Raw genomic sequence first — 15095 nt, 5'->3', positions numbered from 1 at the left:
CATGACGCGCTTACTCGTGCTGGCGGCCATCGTCGCATGGTCCGCCCTGGTTCCCGCGACACCGGCGACGGCCCAGGTCGTCACCGGTGCGGGCTCCACTCTGGCCCAGCCCCTGCTCGCTCGCTGGTCTCAAGCCTATCTGCGCTCCCAGCGCGACGCCGAGTATCAGCCGGTCGCGGCCGGCCTCGACTACGAGCCCATCGGTTCGCAGGCGGGCATGATGCGCGTGCGCGAGCGCGGCGTGGATTTCGGCGCGACGGAGCAGCCGCTGTCCGGCGAGGAGATCGCGCGCTACGGGGTCATCCAGTTCCCGATCGCCGTCGGCGGCATCGTCGCGGCGGTGAACCTCGAGGGCGTCGAGGCGAGCCAGCTGCGGCTGACGGGAGAGCTGCTGGCCGACATCTACGGCGGCAAAGTAAGCGCCTGGAACGACCCGGCGATCGCCGCGCTCAATCCACAGCTGCGGCTTCCGGCGGCGCCGATTACCACCGTGCACCGCTCCGATGGGTCCGGCACCACGGCGATCGTCACCGCCTACCTCTCCCAGCACAGCAGCACCTGGAGGAAGGCGGTCGGTGAGGGCCTCACCGTCGCCTGGCCGACGGGCATGGCAGCCAAGGGCAACGAGGGCGTGGCCGAGGCCGTGCGCCGGACGCCCAATGCCATCGGTTACATGGACTACGCGTCGGCCCGCCGGGCCGGCCTCGCCGCGGCCGGCCTGCGCAATCGCGACGGCCAGTTCGTCGCGCCCGGGCCTGCGAGCTTCCAGGCCGCCGCCGCGGCCGCCGACTGGAGCAGCGCCCGCGATTTCGTCGTGAGGCTCGTGGATGTCCCGGGGGAGGCCGCTTATCCGCTGGTGGCGACGACCTATGCGATCATGCCGCGCGAGGGCGGCGCTGCCGCGGGGCGCCGGGCGGCGCTCGCCTTCTTCAGCTGGGCCCTGGATCATGGGGGCGGCGTCGCCGCCGAGCTCGGCTACGTGCCGCTGCCGGCCTCCGTGGCGGCGCAGGTGCGGGCCTACTGGCCGACCGTATTGTCGGACGCGCGCTGAGGCCTCAGCGCCCCCGCTGCTGCCAGCCGGGGCTGCACAGGCCGGACCCCGGTCCGGCCGGGCCGCCGGAGCCGCCGCCCGAAGGAACCGTGGCGTCGCACCACGCCGAGCTGACCCAGCGTCCGCCGATGTTCACCATGCCCGGCGGCGCCTGCTGCACGCTCGGCTGCGGCGGCGCACGATACGGCCGGCGGTATTGGGCCGCCGCCGGCTCGGCCAGGGCGATCAGCGAGGCTGCGGCAGCGGCCAGCGCAATGATCTTCGTGGGCGCACGATGAGACATGATTCGGCTCCGAAATATCGCCCCTATGTTGGGGCCGCCTGCCGCCGCGCCTAGGCCCGAAGGGGATGTGGCGTGCGCTGGCGCACGCTGCACCGGCGCGCCGCGGCGGGCAGCCCCGGCCACGCCTCTTCGTGCCCCGTCGCCCGAGTAGCTGTCGCCGTCCGCACTTGCTATCTACGGGGCATGACCGCTCCCGCTCTCAAGGCTGCGCCCGCCCCGTTGAAGGCCGGTGACCAGGTGCTCCTGGTCGACGGCTCCTCCTTCGTGTTTCGCGCCTATTTCCAATCCATGAACCAGGATCGCCGCTACAACACGCGGCCGTCCGACGGGCTTCCGACGGGCGCCGTCCGCCTGTTTTGCGCCAAGCTGTTCCAGTTCGTTCGCGAGGGCGCCGTCGGCATCAAGCCGACGCACCTCGCCATCATGTTCGACAAGTCGGAGGATTCGTTCCGCCGCGAGATCTTTCCCGACTACAAGGCGCATCGGCCCGATCCGCCGCCGGAACTGATCCCGCAGTTCCCGCTTATGCGCGAGGCGGTGCGCGCCTTCGGCCTGATCCCGGTGGAGCAGGAGCGCTACGAGGCCGACGACATCATCGCCACCTATGCATGCGAGGCGGCGGCGGCCGGCGCCGACGTGCTCATCGTCTCGGCCGACAAGGACCTGATGCAGCTCGTGCGCGACGGGGTCACCTTCTACGACTTCGAATCCGGCATCAAAGGCAAGCCGGGCTACCGGCCCGAGCGACGCCTCGATCGCGATGGCGTGATCGAGAAGTTCGGCGTGGCGCCCGAGCGCGTGCCCGACGTGCAGGCGCTGGTCGGCGATCCCACCGACAACGTGCCGGGCATCCCGGGCATCGGCATCAAGACGGCCGCCCAGCTCATCAACGACTATGGTGACCTGGAGACGCTGCTCGCCCGTTCCTCCGAGATCAAGCAGCCCAAGCGGCGCGAGATGCTGATCGAGCACGCCGAGCGTGCCCGGCTGTCGTTCAAGCTGGTGACGCTCGACTGCGAGACGCCGGTGCCGGTGCCGCTCGCCGACCACCGGGTCGAGGCCATCGACGCCCGGCGGTTGATCGCCTTCCTCAAGGCGCTCGAGCTCAGCCAGTTGGTCAAGCGCGTGGCGGACGGCTACGGGGTCGATGCGGCCCAGGTGGAGGCCGATCCAGCCTTGGCCGCGCCGGGGGCCGGCCTCGACTGGCAGGTTCCGGCGAGCCCGCTGCTCGCCGGCCAGCCCGCGGTCCGGGCGGCGGACGAGCCGCCGGCCGAGGCGGCACCCGGCGCGCCGAACGGCGCGACCCCGGCCCCGTCGGCCGCCGCGATGACGCCGGTGCAACTGGCCGACAAGCGCCTGGCCGAGGCAAAGGCAGCACCCTGCGACCGCTCCCGCTACGAGACCGTAACGACGATCGAGGACCTCGATCGCTGGATCGCCGCTGCCTATGATGTCGGCGTCGTGGCGCTCGACACCGAGACCACCTCGGTCGACGCCATGGCCTGCGACCTGGTCGGCGTATCGCTCGCCGTCGAGCCGGGCCTCGCCTGCTACATCCCGCTCGCCCATCGCGGCGGCGCCGACCTCTTCGGCGGCGGCCTGCTGCCGGGGCAGATCGCCTTCGCCGAGGCGATAAGCCGGCTAAAGCCGCTGTTGGAAAACCCGACGGTGCTCAAGGTCGGGCAGAACTTCAAGTTCGACTGGCTGGTGCTGTCGCGCTACGGCATCGAGGTCGCCGCCTACGACGACACCATGCTGCTCTCCTATGTGCTCGATGCGGGCCGCATGGGGCTCGCCGGCCATGGCATGGACGCGCTGGCGCTCGCCTTCCTCAACCACCGCTGCATCCCCTACAAGGAGGTCGCCGGCAGCGGCAAGAGCGCCGTCACCTTCGATCTGGTGCCGCTCGACAAGGCGGCGGAATACGCCTCCGAGGACGCCGACGTGACTCTCCGGCTCTGGCGCGCGCTGAAGCCGCGGCTTGCCGCCGAGGGCAAGGCCAACGTCTATGAGACGCTGGAGCGCCCCCTGGTCGAGGCGCTGGCGCGCATGGAGCGGCGCGGCATCGCCATTGACCGGCAGATCCTGTCGCGTCTTTCGGGCGACTTCTCGCAGACCCTGGCGCGGCTCGAGGACGAGGTCTTCGCGCTGGCCGGGGAGCGTTTCACCATCGGCTCGCCCAAGCAGCTGGGGGACATCCTGTTCGGCAAGCTGGGCCTCGCCGGCGCCAAGAAGACCGCGACCGGCCAGTGGGCGACCGGCGCCCGCTTCCTGGAGGAGCTCGCGGCAGAAGGCCATGAGCTGCCGCGCCGCATCCTGGATTGGCGCCAGCTCGCCAAGCTGAAGTCCACCTACACCGACCTGCTGCCGGGCTATGTCAACGCACACACCCAGCGTGTTCACACCTGCCTCGCCCTCGCGGCGACGACGACCGGCCGGCTGTCGTCATCCGAGCCCAACCTGCAGAACATACCGGTGCGCACCGACGAGGGCCGCAAGATCCGCTCTGCCTTCGTCGCCACGCCCGGTCACAAGCTGATCTCGGCCGACTATTCGCAGATCGAGCTGCGCCTGCTCGCCCATATCGCAGACGTGCCGCAGCTGAAGAAGGCGTTCGCCGAGGGGGTAGACATTCACGCGCTGACCGCCTCCGAGATGTTCGGCGTCGACGTGGAGGGGATGGACCCGATGATCCGCCGCCGGGCCAAGGCGATCAACTTCGGCATCGTCTACGGCATCTCGGCCTTCGGCCTCGCCGAGCAGCTGGCCATCCCGCGCGAGGAGGCGGGTGCCTACATCAAGCGCTATTTCGAGCGCTTTCCCGGTATCCGCACCTACATGGACGAGACCAAGCGGCGCTGCCGCGAGCAGGGCTACGTCACCACCCTGTTCGGCCGCGTCTGCCACTATCCGGACATCACCACCTCGAACTATTCGCAGCGCGCCGCGGTGGAGCGCCAGGCGATCAATGCCCCGATCCAGGGCAGTGCGGCCGATATCATCCGGCGGGCCATGGCCCGCATGGACGCGGCGCTCGGCGCCGAGAGGCTCGCCGCGCGCATGCTGCTGCAGGTGCACGACGAACTCGTCTTCGAGGTGCCGGACGACGAGATCGACGCCACCATCGCGGTGGTGAAGCACGTGATGATCGAGGCGCCGCATCCGGCCGTGACGCTGTCGGTGCCGCTGCAGGTGGATGCTCGCGCCGCTCATAACTGGGACGAAGCCCATTGAGGCCCGCGGCCTGTCGCGGGCGCGCTATCAATCTGGTCAAGGGGCTGGCCGGCCTGGGCCTCGGCCTCCTCGTCGGCGCGGCCCCCGCCGCTGCCGTTGGCCCCTGCCGGCCGCTCGCCTACGGCGGCGCCGACTACACGGTGTGCACCGTCGACCTGAGGACCCATGCCCTCAAGCTGTTCTGGCGCGGCGAGGACGGCGCCGCCTTCGGCTCGTTCGATCGGCTGATGCGCAGCCCGGCCGGGCGCGATCTGGTGTTCGCCATGAATGCCGGCATGTACAAGGACGACCGCTCGCCGGCGGGGCTTTACGTGGAGGACGGCCAGCAGCTTCGCGCGGCCAACACCAAGGCGGGTTACGGCAACTTCCACCTCAAGCCGAATGGCGTTTTCTACGTGGCCGGAAAGACCGCCGGCGTGCTGGAAACCGGGCGCTACCTGGCGCAGAAGCCGCGGGCCGCTTTCGCCACCCAGTCGGGGCCCATGCTCGTCATCGACGGACGCATCCACCCCAAGTTCTCCGACAACGGCCCGTCGCTCAAGATCCGCAACGGCGTCGGCGTCGCCAACGCCCAGACCGTGGTCTTCGCCATCTCGGAACGGCCGGTCAGCTTCGGTGAGTTCGCGCGGCTGTTCCGCGACGAGCTGCGCTGTCGCAATGCCCTGTTCCTCGACGGCTCGGTGTCGAGCCTCTACGCGCCCGGCCTGCACCGCATGGACTGGCTGATGCCGCTCGGGCCGATCGTCGGTGCCGTTCCGCGCTAGGGCATTTCCCGATCAGATGGGCTCATCTGATCGGTTAGAAATGCTCCAAGCCTTTGAATCTGGAGCGCTTCTCTCTGATCGGCTGAGTCCACCCGATCAAGAAGCGCTCTAGGGAATTTCTATCCGATCGGATGGCGCGATGCGCTCGATCGCGTCTCCCGGGTGGATCCGGAATGGAACGCGAACGGCGGCGCCCCCGTCTGCTCAGGGCGGCAGCGGCGCGATCCGCGTCAAACGGAGCGCGATCAGCAACGCCACGAACGTCAGCGTGCTGGTGAAGGCCACGACGCCCGTCCAGCCGGCATGGGCGTAGAACAGGCCGCCGCTGGTGCCGACGATGCTGGAGCCCAAGTAGTAGAGGAAGAGGTAGAGCGCGGCCGCCTGGGCCTTGGCGCTGCGGGCGCGGTAGCCCACCCAGCCGCTGGCGACGGAGTGGGCGGCGAAGAAGCCGCAGGTGGTGGCGATGACGCCGAACACGAACAGGGCCAGATCGTCGGCGAGCGTCAGCAGCAGGCCCGCGAGCATGATGGCGATGCCGATCCACAGGAGGTGACGGCGGCCGAGCCGCCCCGCCAATGCCCCGGCCCAGGTCGAGCTGACGATCCCGGTGAGGTAGATCACCGAGATCGTGCTGGCCAACGCCTGGGAAAGCTCGAAGGGCGGGGCCAGCAGGCGGAAAGCGGCGTAGTTGTAGATGGTGACGAAGGAGCCCATGAGCAGGAAGGCTTCGGCGAACAGCAGCACCAGCCCGAGGTCGCGCCGATGCATCAGCAGCGAACGCACCAGGCCCGTGAGCTCGAGCGGCTGACGGACGAAATGGCGCGAGGCCGGCAGGCTGCGCCAGAACAGGAGCGTGGCGACCACGGCAATCCCTGCGATTGCGGCCATGGCAGCCTGCCAGGGCGCGAAATCGGCGATGGTGCCGGCGACGAGCCGCCCGGTCATGCCCCCGAGCGCGTTGCCGCCGACGATGAGGCCCATGGAGAGGGGCATGCCGCGCGCGTGCATCTCCTCGCCGGCGTAGGCCATGGCCACGGCCGGCACGCCGCCCAGCGCCAGCCCCGTCAGGACGCGCAGAATGAGGAGGCTCGTCCAGTCCGGCGCCGCGGCCGAGAGCAGCGTCAGGGCCGCCGATGCGGCCAGTGAGGCGACCATCAGCGGCTTGCGGCCGAGTGCTTCCGAAAGCGAGCTGGCGACCAGCAGCGACACGGCGAGCGCCGCCGTGCTCACGGAAAGGGCAAGCGAACTTTCGGCCGCACTGACCCCGAAGTCGGCGGCGAACACCGGCAGCAGCGGCTGCACGCAGTACAGGATTGCAAAAGAGGCGAAGCCGGCCGCAAACAGGGCCGCGTTGGCGTGCCTGAAGGCTGCCGTGCCGACTGCGATCCGGGTGGGTGCTGGCGGCGTCAACTGCGGTGTCGTCAATCCATCGGCCGGTGGCGCGCAAGACGTACGCGCCATGGCTAGGCTGCCTGCACTTGGGGCGCGAGATCAACCGGGATGCGCGCATGGCGCGGCCGAGCGCCGCACATGCGGGCCGCTTCCGTGGGGCGCGGCCGCGGCCTGCCGCAACCGGAGAGGGTGTGAAGACCTCGACCATTCTACGCACAATTATGGTGGTTCGGCAGTTGAATGTTGGGCGATGAACTATAGAGTGCGCCCCGGGCTCAATAGCGCGTACGACGCCGCCGTGATTCGAGCCCGCTGTCGGAGAATGCTGGTGAAGAGAACGTTGCGCCCATTCGTGGTCGAAACGAAGCAAGGCAAGAAGCCGCGGTCCTGGATCGCCGAGTTGGATAGCCAGGTCATGTCGCCGTCGCGGCAAAAGGCGGAGCTGACGGCCGCCGAGGTCTTCTCCGACATCCGATCGAAACCAGCCGAGAAGGCCGCGCCGAGCAACGCGCCGCGGGTGCTGCCCGATCTCAGCCGGGACGTCGCTCCGCCCGAGCCCGAGGCGGCTGAGACTTCCGCGGTCGAAGCGGCCGAAGAGCCTCTCGTGGAGCCGCCCGCCGCCCCGCGCCCGCGACGGCCGCGCCAGCCGCGCGCCCGATCTCCGGAGCCTGCGGCGGCGGAGCCGCATATCCGCGCGGTGCCGGCGGCCGCCGAGGCGCCCGAGGCAGAGCTTGAACCCGACCTGGAGCCGGAAGCGGCCGAGGCCATGGACGACGCGTCCGCCACCGGCATGGCGGCGCCCGCGCGCACCGACCTCCGTTCGCGCCGCGTCGGACGCCGGCAACTCGCCAGAGCCGAGTTGCCGCTCGGGCAGCGCTGGAAGCGACGGCTGCACCCGGCGGCCTGGTAAGCCGGCGGCACCTCACAGCCTCGGTCCCGGCTGCCGCGGCTCGGCCGGACGTGGTCCGGGCAGCAGCGGGCGGAGCTAAGCTGGCGGGCCGAGACGGCAATCCCGACATGAGGGGGGAACCTGGGGCGCTCGTCCGGGGTTTGATCCGCCAGTAGGGAGGTGTTGCCGTGCTCCGTGGCCTTCTGTTTCCTCTGTTCGGTGCGTTCCTGGCCTCGCGTTCGGCGAGTGGCCGCCATTCGCGGCTGACCTCGGCGATTCTCGCCCTGTTGGCCGCGCGGCTCGGCCGGGCTGGGCCTGGCGGTCTGGCTGGGCTGCTGCTCGGATTTCTGGTGCAGGGATGGCGCGGCGGCGACTGGCATGACGTGGCTACGACCCGGCGGGAGAGCCAGCGCCGGATGTGAGCGCAACCGCTCCAGGCCGGACGTCCATCCGTATCAGTGGCTGATCATCCATGGCCGCGCGCTGGGAAAGCTCTTGGCGCCCGTGGCGCTCTGGCGTGTGCGCGACAGCGGCCTGCCGCTACAGCAGCCGCAGCCCGGCGCATGGGCGCCCGAGCGACGTGGCTCGTTACGGCTCCGTTCGTTCGTGGTGAAGGCGCTGCGTCGGCCGGCTTCCATCTGTGCCAGGGCCGGCGCGCTCAGCAGGATGCGCGGCGCCGCACTCGCGCAGCTTGGGCAATCCGCCGCCGCCTGGTAGTCCGCCATGGACCGCAGCGCCGAGAACGGGCCGCAGTCGGGGCATTCGTAGTCGTAGACGGGCATCGGCAGGCTCCTGCGAGGATCGAGCCGGGCGAAGGCCCGGCAAAAATGTTGAAGGGCGGAAGCCTCCCGCCGCGACGGGAGGCGAGAGTGTTTCGCCATTGGATGGGCTCATCCAATGACGCGGATATGCTCATACGTGTTGAAGCCCGGCACTGCTCTGGCGATTGGGTGAGTTCATCCAGTCGCGAAACGCTCCGGGTCGGGCTCGGTCCCGGGCTAAGCCAGATCCGGCGCCAGCGGCATGTCGACGTCGCCGGTGATGAACCTGGTCGGGCCGGCGGCGCTCGGGTTGATGTCAAACTCGAAGATCTGCGTCGGCAGCCAGAGCGTGGCACAGGCATTGGGCACGTCGACCACGCCGGAGACGTGGCCCTGTACCGGCGCCGTGCCGAGGATGGAATAGGCCTGGGCGCCGGAATAACCGAACTTCTTCAGGTATTCGATGGCGTTGAGGCAGGCCTGGCGATAGGCCACGGTGACGTCCAGGTAGTGCTGCGCCCCCTGCTCGTCGACTGAAATGCCTTCGAAGATCAGATAGTCGTTGTAGTTGGGCGTGATCGGGCTCGGCTTGAAGATCGGGTTCCTGATGCCGTATTTGGCCATCCCGTCCTTGATCAGATCCACCTTGATGTGCAGCCATCCCGCCATCTCGATGGCGCCGCAGAACGTGATCTCGCCGTCGCCCTGGCTGAAGTGCAGGTCGCCCATGGAAAGGCCGGCGCCCGGCACGTAGACCGGGAAGTAGATCTTGGAGCCCCGCGACAGATCCTTGATGTCGCAGTTGCCCCCGTGCTCGCGCGGGGGCACCGTCCGCGCCGCCTCGGCTGCCGCGCCCTCCTTGCCCGCCGTCATCTTGCCCATGTGGGCGGTCGGTCCGAACGGCGGATTGGCAAGGCCAGGCACACGCGTCGGGTTGGTGGCGATCAGCCCGGTCTCACGCGTGTTCCAGGTGTCGAGGAGCGTCTTGTCGGGCAGGCAGCCGATCAGGCCGGGATGGACCAGGCCGGCGAAGCGCACACCCGGTATGTGGCGTGATTTGGTGAACAGGCCTTCGAAGTCCCAGATCGACTTCTGCGCCTGGGGAAAGTGATCGGTGAGGAAGCCGCCGCCGTTCTGCTTGGAGAAGAAGCCGTTGAAGCCCCACTGGCTCTCGGGCTTGGCGCCGACGTCGAGCAGGTCGACCACCAGGAGGTCACCCGGCTCGGCGCCCTTCACCCCGATCGGACCGCTGAGGAAGTGCACGATCGACAGGTCGATGTCGCGTACGTCCGAGGCATCGTCGTTGTTCTTGATGAAGCCCCCGGTCCAGTCGTAGGTCTCGATGATGAAATCGTCGCCGGGGCTCACCGTCGCCACCATCGGAATGTCCGGATGCCAGCGGTTGTGGACCATCTCGTTGTCGTAGGCCGACTGGGTGAGATCGACCTTGATCAGCGTCTCGGGCATGACTGGGCTCCTTGGAATGGCGTTGCTTAAAGCTGATCCTAAGACACGACCGCCGGTTCTTCGGCGGAAGTCGTGTTCGAAACAACAACTTGCAACGGGCCGACAATTGTTCGAACCGTTGTCCCGCTCTCTAGACGGACAGGAATCTGGCGATGGCCGCCTCGTCGGCCGTCGCGCGGGCATCTTCATGGACGATCTCGCCGTTCTCGATGACGAGCACGCGATCGGCGATATCCAGGGCAAAGCTCAGCACCTGCTCCGACACGAGGATCGACAGGCCGCGCTCGTCGCGGATGCGCTTCAGCGTGCGCGCTATATCGCGGATGATCGACGGCTGGATGCCCTCCGTCGGCTCGTCCAGCAGCAGCACTTTGGGCTTGGTCACCAGCGCGCGGGCGATGGCGAGCTGCTGCTGCTGGCCGCCGGAGAGGTTGCCGCCGCGGCGCCCCTTCATCTCCAGCAGCACGGGGAACAACTCGTAGATGTCGGCCGGGACGTGGCGCTCGCCCGCGGCCGCGAGCCCGGTCTCGATATTCTCCTTCACCGTCATGGTCGAGAAGATCATCCGGCCTTGCGGCACGTAGGCGAGGCCCTTGGCCACGCGCTCGAAGCTCTTCAGCCGGGCGAGCTCGGCGCCGCCCATGGTCACCGAGCCGCTCTTGGTGGGCACGATGCCCATCATCGACTTCATCAGCGTGGTCTTGCCCATGCCGTTGCGGCCCATGATCGCGACGATCTCGTTGGGCGCGACAGACAGGTTGAGGCCGTGCAGCACCTCGCTCTGGCCGTAGGCGACGTGCAGATCGGAGATAGCCAACATCGCGTGGTCCCCTGATAAAACTCTCTGGGTTCGGCGATTTTTGCCCAATCGCTGCCCTAGAGCATTTCCGCGTTTCTTCGAATCGCCGAAATGCTCTATCTGATTGTTTTGTCGCGTTTTCTTCACGCGAACCGACGGTCACTTCGCTCGAAAACGCTCTAGTGGCCCAGATAGACTTCGATGACCTTGGGGTCGTTCTTGACCTTGTCCATCGTGCCCTCGGACAGGATCTGCCCCTGGTGCAGCACCGTCACCTTGTGCGCGATGTCCTCGACGAACTTCATGTCGTGCTCGATCACCAGCACCGACCGGCCCTCGATGATGCGATGGAGCAGCTCGGCGGTCTTGACGCGCTCGCTGACGCTCATGCCGGCCACCGGCTCGTCCAGCATCAGCAACTCCGGGTCCTGGATCAGCAGCATGCCGATCTCCAGCCACTGCTTCTGGCCGTGGCTGAGCAGGTCGGCGCGCATGGCGAGGCGATCCTTCAGGAAGATCATCTCCGCCACCTCGTGCACGCGCTCGCGCACCTCGGCGTCGCGCTTGAAGGTCAGCGCGCCGAGCACCGAGCGGCCGCGCGGGAAGGAGATCTCCAGGTTCTCGAACACGGTGAGGTCGTCGTAGATGGACGGCGTCTGGAACTTGCGGCCGACGCCCGCCTGGACGATCTCGTTCTCGCGCATCTTGGTGAGATCCCTGTCGCGGAAGTGGATCGAGCCGGACGTGGCCCTGGTCTTGCCGCAGATCAGATCGAGCACCGTCGTCTTGCCGGCGCCGTTCGGCCCGATGATGACGCGGATCTCGTTCTCGTCGACATAGAACGACAGATCGTTGACCGCCTTGAAGCCGTCGAACGACACGGTGAGACCTTCCACGGAGAGCAGGAAATCCTTGGGTTGCTGGCCTATCAACATGCTCGCCTCCTCACTCCGCCGGAGCGCCTTCCGCAACGGCGTTGGGCGCCGACCAGCCCGCCTTGCGCGGGGTCACCAATCGCACGAGGCGCGGCTGCACGTAGTCGCTCCACAACCCCGCCACGCCGTTGGGGAACGCCAGGACGACGGCGATGAACAGGCCGCCGAGGCCGAACAGCCACAGCTCGGGGAACGATTCCGAGAAGCTGGTCTTGGCGAAATTGACGAGCAGCGTGCCGTAGACAGCGCCGAGGATGGACAGACGGCCGCCCACCGCCGCGTAGATCACCATCTCGATCGACGGCACGATGCCGACGAAGGACGGCGACATGAAGCCGACCTGCAAGGCGAACATGGCGCCGCCGATCGCCGCGAAGACCGCCGCGACGCAGAAGGCGAAGATCTTGAAGTTGGCGACGCTGTAGCCGGAGAACCGCACCCGGTCCTCCTTGTCGCGCATGGCGACGAGGATGCGGCCGAGCTTGGAGTGGCGGATGAGCTGGGCGACGAAGATGCAGCCGAACAGGCAGGCGACACAGACGAAGTAGAGCACCACCTTGGCGTGGTCGGGCCGGATGTCCCAGCCCTTCAGCGTGCGAAGGTCGGTCATGCCGTTGATGCCGCCGGTGTAGCCCTGCTGGCCCACGATCAGGATGGTGAGGATGGCGGCGATCGCCTGGGTGATGATGGCGAAGTAGGTGCCGCCGACCCGGCGCTTGAACATCGCCGCGCCGATGATGAAGGCGAACACCCCGGGCACCAGGATGATCGCGGCGATGGTGAACGTCAGGCTGTGGAACGGCTGCCAGAACAGGGGCAGCTCGGTGATCTGATTCCAGTCCATGAAGTCGGGGATGCCGGGGGTCGACTGGATCTTGGTATTCTCCGGGCTCGACGCCTCGAGCTTGAGGAACATCGCCATGCAATAGCCGCCGAGGCCGAAGAAGACACCCTGGCCGAGGCTCAGGATGCCGCCGTAGCCCCAGCACAGCACCAGGCCCAGCGCGACGAAGGCATAGGTCAGATACTTGCCGACGAGGTTGAGGCGGAAGACGTCGAGGGTGAGGGGCAGCACGACGACGAGCAGCAGGGCGAGCGCCGCGATGCCGACGAGCTCGGAGCGGCTCGCGAAGCGTGTATTTTCGATCATGGACGTTCCGCCTTCCTACTTGCGGACCTTGAGGGCGAACAGGCCCTGCGGCCGCAGCATCAGGATCGCGACGATGGTGAGCAGCGTGATGACCTTGGCCATCGAGCCCGACATGAAGAATTCGAGCGTCGACTGGGTCTGCGAGATGCTGAAGGCCGAGGCGATGGTGCCGAGCAGGCTCGCGGCGCCGCCGAAGACGACCACCAGAAAGGTGTCGACGATGTAGAGCTGGCCGGAGGTCGGCCCGGTGGACCCGACCATGGTGAAGGCGCTGCCGGCGACGCCGGCGATGCCGCAGCCGAGCCCGAAGGTCAGGCGGTCGACCCGTTCGGTGTTGATGCCGACGGCACCGGCCATGACCCGGTTCTGCACCACGGCGCGAACCTGGCGGCCCCAGCGCGAGCGGAAGATGATGTAGGCCACCGCCACGGTGATCAGCACGGTCAGCCCCATGACGAAGATGCCGTTGATCGGCACCTCGATGGTGTCGGTGATCGGCAGCGAGCCGAGCATCCACTGCGGTAGCTCGACCCCTACCTCGCGCGCACCGAAGATCGAGCGGAAGGCCTGCTGGAGAATCAGCGACAGGCCCCAGGTGGCGAGCAGCGTATCGAGGGGGCGCCGGTAGAGATGGCGGATCAGCGCCCACTCCGTCAGCATGCCCAGCGCGCCCGAGGCGACGAACGCCAGCGCCATGGCGACGAAGAAGTAGACCGAGAACAGCGCCGGCAGGTGCGACTGGACGAACGAGGCGGTGAGGTAGGTGACGTAGGCGCCGAGGATCATGAACTCCCCGTGCGCCATGTTGATCACGCCCATCTGGCCGAAGATGATGGCGAGCCCGAGCGCCATCAGCACGTAGACGGAGAACAGGATAAGCCCGGCAAAGCCCTGCATCACGAAGATCGAGCCGAGCTGGGAGAGCGTATAGTCGCCGAACATGTCAGTCTCCAGTGAAGACCCCAAGGCTTCCGGCGTCATGGCCCGGTGGAGCCGGCCATCCTTCGCCTCGAGAAACGTCAGTCCGTCAGGGCTGGCCGAATGGCGCGTTGTTCGTGGAGGGATGGCCGGGCCGGGCCCGGCCCGGCCCTGACGGTGGGGGCAGGCCGCCCCGGCCTACTGGTAGCCCTTGGGGAACGGATCGGGCTCGACGAGGTCCGCGGTCTCGAAGAGCACGTCGAACTGGCCGTCGGTGCGAGCCCGGCCGACCCGGGTCTTGGACCACAGATGGTGGTTGGGATGGATGCGCACGTAGCCTTCGGGCGCGCCGGGGAACTCGACGCCGGCCGAGGCGGCAGCGATCTTGTCGACGTCGAAGCTGCCGGCCTTCTCCACCGTGAGCTTCCACAGCCAGGGGCCGAGATAGGCGGCCTGGGTCACATCGCCGATCACCGTCTTCTCACCCCACATCTTGTGGAAGGCGTCGACGAACTTGACGTTGTTCTCGTTCTTCAGCGACTGGAAGTACTTCATGCAGGCGTAGGCGCCGGCGATGTTCTCGCCGCCGATGCCGTCGATCTCGTCCTCGGTCACCGAGATGGTCAGCAGCGCCTGCTTCGACAGGTCGATGCCCGCCGCCTTGAGCTGCTTGTAGAAAGCGACGTTCGAGCCGCCGACCACGTCGGTGAAGATCACGTCGGGCTTGGTCAGCTTGATCTTGTTGATCACTGAGTTGAACTGGGTGTGGCCGAGCGGAAAGTATTCCTCGCCGACGACCTTCAGCTTGAGAAAATTCTCAATGTGCTTGCGCGCGATCTTGTTCGAGGTGCGCGGCCAGATGTAGTCGGACCCGATGAAGTAGAACGATTTGGCTCCCTTCTCCTTGGTGATCCAGTTGATGCCGGCGAGGATCTGCTGGGTCGCCTCCTGGCCGGTGTAGATGACGTTCTTGGACTGCTCGAGGCCCTCGTAGAAGGTGGGGTAGTAGAGCATGCCGTTGTATTGCTCGACCACCGGCAGCACCGCCTTGCGCGAGGCGGAGGTCCAGCAGCCCATGATCGACGCGACCTTGTCGTTGACCAGCAGCTTTTTGGCCTTTTCGGCGAAGGTCGGCCAGTCGCTGGCGCCGTCCTCCTGGATGAACTTGATCTTGCGGCCGAGCACGCCGCCGGCCGCATTGATCTGCTCGATGGCGAGCTTCTCGGCCTGGATCGAGCCGGTCTCGGAGATCGCCATGGTGCCGGTCGCCGAATGCAGGATGCCGACGGTCACCTCTGTATCCGTGACGGCGAGGCCGGTCGTGTTGACGGCCGAGGTCGGCGGCGCCGCGGCATAGGCGGTTCGGGGCAGCAGGCCCGCGAAGGGCAGGATTGCCATGCCCATCAGCAACCTGCGGCGCGTATCCGAAATCGGACCATCACTCAATGACAT

The 15095-nt window shown here is 67.6% G+C and carries 14 protein-coding genes; 5 read left to right on the top strand and 9 right to left on the bottom strand.

Annotated elements, in window-relative coordinates:
• Position 1 precedes the first annotated feature (1 nt).
• Positions 2-1051 carry a phosphate ABC transporter substrate-binding protein PstS gene (pstS, locus tag IEW34_RS01765; RefSeq protein ID WP_188607399.1) on the top strand — a complete coding sequence of 350 codons (1050 nt, stop codon included), beginning with the start codon at positions 2-4 and terminating at the stop codon, positions 1049-1051.
• Between the two features lie 4 nt (positions 1052-1055).
• Here pstS and IEW34_RS01760 read toward each other — a convergent pair whose 3' ends face one another.
• Positions 1056-1334 carry a hypothetical protein gene (locus IEW34_RS01760; protein ID WP_188607398.1) on the bottom strand — a complete coding sequence of 93 codons (279 nt, stop codon included), beginning with the start codon at positions 1332-1334 and terminating at the stop codon, positions 1056-1058.
• A 183-nt stretch (positions 1335-1517) separates the two neighbouring features.
• Between IEW34_RS01760 and polA the strand changes: the two genes are divergently transcribed.
• Together polA and IEW34_RS01750 are read left to right on the top strand one after the other, a co-directional pair.
• Positions 1518-4568: a DNA polymerase I gene (gene polA / locus IEW34_RS01755; protein WP_188607397.1), complete on the top strand. Its 3051-nt coding sequence runs from the start codon at positions 1518-1520 to the stop codon at positions 4566-4568.
• Positions 4565-5332: a phosphodiester glycosidase family protein gene (locus tag IEW34_RS01750; protein WP_373288175.1), complete on the top strand. Its 768-nt coding sequence runs from the start codon at positions 4565-4567 to the stop codon at positions 5330-5332. Before polA ends, IEW34_RS01750 begins: the two co-directional genes overlap by 4 nt.
• 204 nt (positions 5333-5536) lie before the next feature.
• Here the strand turns inward: IEW34_RS01750 and IEW34_RS01745 are convergent, their stop codons facing one another.
• A complete protein-coding gene (locus IEW34_RS01745; RefSeq protein ID WP_188607396.1) occupies positions 5537-6793 on the bottom strand; it encodes an MFS transporter in 1257 nt (418 codons plus the stop codon).
• A 193-nt stretch (positions 6794-6986) separates the two neighbouring features.
• Between IEW34_RS01745 and IEW34_RS01740 the strand changes: the two genes are divergently transcribed.
• On the top strand, positions 6987-7634 hold the full coding sequence (locus tag IEW34_RS01740; RefSeq protein WP_188607395.1) for a hypothetical protein: 648 nt from the start codon (positions 6987-6989) through the stop codon (positions 7632-7634).
• A 167-nt stretch (positions 7635-7801) separates the two neighbouring features.
• Positions 7802-8035 carry a hypothetical protein gene (locus IEW34_RS01735; protein WP_188607394.1) on the top strand — a complete coding sequence of 78 codons (234 nt, stop codon included), beginning with the start codon at positions 7802-7804 and terminating at the stop codon, positions 8033-8035.
• 33 nt (positions 8036-8068) lie between these two features.
• Here the strand turns inward: IEW34_RS01735 and IEW34_RS01730 are convergent, their stop codons facing one another.
• From IEW34_RS01730 to urtA, 7 genes are all read right to left on the bottom strand, one after another.
• Entirely contained in the window at positions 8069-8395 is a 327-nt protein-coding gene (locus tag IEW34_RS01730) for an FmdB family zinc ribbon protein (protein ID WP_188607393.1), read from the bottom strand.
• A 216-nt stretch (positions 8396-8611) separates the two neighbouring features.
• Positions 8612-9841 (bottom strand): formamidase, encoded by a 1230-nt coding sequence (gene fmdA / locus IEW34_RS01725; RefSeq protein ID WP_188607392.1) that lies wholly within the window; start codon positions 9839-9841, stop codon positions 8612-8614.
• Positions 9842-9971: 130 nt separating this feature from the next.
• Complete coding sequence (gene urtE, locus IEW34_RS01720) at positions 9972-10661, bottom strand: urea ABC transporter ATP-binding subunit UrtE (protein ID WP_188607391.1); 690 nt, start codon at positions 10659-10661, stop codon at positions 9972-9974.
• Positions 10662-10819: 158 nt separating this feature from the next.
• Positions 10820-11575 (bottom strand): urea ABC transporter ATP-binding protein UrtD, encoded by a 756-nt coding sequence (urtD, locus tag IEW34_RS01715; protein WP_188607390.1) that lies wholly within the window; start codon positions 11573-11575, stop codon positions 10820-10822.
• A gap of 10 nt (positions 11576-11585) precedes the next feature.
• The gene (gene urtC / locus IEW34_RS01710) at positions 11586-12725 is read right to left on the bottom strand and encodes an urea ABC transporter permease subunit UrtC (protein WP_373288174.1); all 1140 of its coding nucleotides are present in this window, start codon (positions 12723-12725) and stop codon (positions 11586-11588) included.
• 15 nt (positions 12726-12740) lie between these two features.
• Positions 12741-13667, bottom strand: coding sequence for an urea ABC transporter permease subunit UrtB (gene urtB, locus IEW34_RS01705; protein WP_188607389.1), 927 nt, complete (start codon positions 13665-13667; stop codon positions 12741-12743).
• Positions 13668-13841: 174 nt separating this feature from the next.
• A complete protein-coding gene (gene urtA, locus IEW34_RS01700; protein ID WP_188607388.1) occupies positions 13842-15095 on the bottom strand; it encodes an urea ABC transporter substrate-binding protein in 1254 nt (417 codons plus the stop codon).

It is taken from the genome of Chelatococcus reniformis (genome assembly GCF_014640075.1).
Lineage (GTDB): Bacteria > Pseudomonadota > Alphaproteobacteria > Rhizobiales > Beijerinckiaceae > Camelimonas > Camelimonas reniformis.
This window is presented reverse-complemented; position numbering and strand designations above follow the sequence as displayed.

What these genes read in the sequence shown, in the direction of transcription:
- pstS (WP_188607399.1), top strand. Translation starts at nt 2, where the DNA reads ATGACGCGCTTACTCGTGCTGGCGGCCATCGTCGCATGGTCCGCCCTG.
- IEW34_RS01760 (WP_188607398.1), bottom strand. Translation starts at nt 1,334, where the DNA reads ATGTCTCATCGTGCGCCCACGAAGATCATTGCGCTGGCCGCTGCCGCA.
- polA (WP_188607397.1), top strand. Translation starts at nt 1,518, where the DNA reads ATGACCGCTCCCGCTCTCAAGGCTGCGCCCGCCCCGTTGAAGGCCGGT.
- IEW34_RS01745 (WP_188607396.1), bottom strand. Translation starts at nt 6,793, where the DNA reads ATGGCGCGTACGTCTTGCGCGCCACCGGCCGATGGATTGACGACACCG.
- IEW34_RS01730 (WP_188607393.1), bottom strand. Translation starts at nt 8,395, where the DNA reads ATGCCCGTCTACGACTACGAATGCCCCGACTGCGGCCCGTTCTCGGCG.
- fmdA (WP_188607392.1), bottom strand. Translation starts at nt 9,841, where the DNA reads ATGCCCGAGACGCTGATCAAGGTCGATCTCACCCAGTCGGCCTACGAC.
- urtE (WP_188607391.1), bottom strand. Translation starts at nt 10,661, where the DNA reads ATGTTGGCTATCTCCGATCTGCACGTCGCCTACGGCCAGAGCGAGGTG.
- urtD (WP_188607390.1), bottom strand. Translation starts at nt 11,575, where the DNA reads ATGTTGATAGGCCAGCAACCCAAGGATTTCCTGCTCTCCGTGGAAGGT.
- urtC (WP_373288174.1), bottom strand. Translation starts at nt 12,725, where the DNA reads ATGATCGAAAATACACGCTTCGCGAGCCGCTCCGAGCTCGTCGGCATC.
- urtB (WP_188607389.1), bottom strand. Translation starts at nt 13,667, where the DNA reads ATGTTCGGCGACTATACGCTCTCCCAGCTCGGCTCGATCTTCGTGATG.
- urtA (WP_188607388.1), bottom strand. Translation starts at nt 15,095, where the DNA reads ATGTCATTGAGTGATGGTCCGATTTCGGATACGCGCCGCAGGTTGCTG.